Annotated in this window: 1 protein-coding gene; it reads right to left on the reverse strand. The window is 52.1% G+C overall.

Annotated elements, in window-relative coordinates; genetic code table 11:
* Positions 1-201 precede the first annotated feature (201 nt).
* A partial coding sequence (locus ACRESJ_RS14055) for a DUF1214 domain-containing protein (protein WP_431758428.1) occupies positions 202-1,186 on the reverse strand: 985 nt, incomplete at its 5' end.

The raw sequence follows: 1,186 nt of genomic DNA on the forward strand, positions 1-1,186 counted from the left end.
GCCTAGGCTAGATCGTCGCTTTCCGACCCATAGCTGTCGGTGACGACAGGCAGAAATCGGCCAAAAGTCAGTGACTCAAAGGATGCTCCCCTAATGAAGAGGAGCATTACTTTCTAAGGCCATGCGAAAGGCAGAAAACCCTCGTAATCGCCATTGTTTTTTAACATCAGCGCTGTTCGAAAAATTAACGGTGTCAATTGATCACAGATTTACATCTATCGCTTTGAACTCACCCGGTTGCCAGCTTTTGTCGAAGAAGGCAGGCAATGGGTTGTAAAAGCGCAAGATGGTCCACCACCCATTGCCGGGAGTCGTTTCGATCCAATTACCTGGTGCTACACCTGACGGTTTGATGGGGCCAACGTAAATGGTGGTTGAGCCATCTGAGTTGGTTTCAGCCGCAGGGGTTGGATAGCTTTGGCTCCCGGCACGGGGATAGCGCTGGCTTGTTTGCAGCATTGATCGCGTCTGGTTGTCATAGAGCGTGATGGACCAGAATTTTCCTGCCGGAATATGCGGTGGTAACGTCAATTTGTAGGTTTTACTTCCATCCAGCGGCTGACCATTCGCATCGACAAAGCTGCCAATGTACTGTGAGCCAATGTTGGGCAAGCGCATGACCATTGCCGGCGTGATACCAGTGGCTACATAGAACATGGCTGATCGGGCATTGAGTTTGCGTGCGCCATCCTCAGGAAACGGCTTTACGCCTTCCTTGGTGATGCTGGGAGGCGGTGTCATAAACTCATATCCACCGACGAACAACTGGTTGCTCCAATGCGACTTCGGATCATCGTAGTAACGAAATCCTTCTTCCTGTCGTGGCAGAGTACTTAATACCCGTCCGGCAGCATTGCCGACGGCAACAGCGTCAACCAACAGACGGTTCATCCGCTCGTCGGGTTTGAAAGTTTTACCTTTGGCTATACCGACACCGTTGAACTGTCCCGCGATTTCCGGATCAAGCGCAGACGCCGGTTCTTCCTGGACCAAAGCATCCAGCATGGCGTAGTACGACAGATCATTGGGTGGGATGGTATTCATGGCCTGACCCGAGCCCTCAACAAAGCGCGGAGCTTCAGGCTTGGCCAACTGTCCTAGCGGACCGCTGCCATTAAGGAAGCCTGCAATGCTCGAACCATAACCGCCTGCTGAGTAAGGATAGATTTTCAGCTCGGCCCTAATC

This window comes from Pseudomonas sp. (genome assembly GCF_050739655.1).
Lineage (GTDB): Bacteria > Pseudomonadota > Gammaproteobacteria > Pseudomonadales > Pseudomonadaceae > Aquipseudomonas.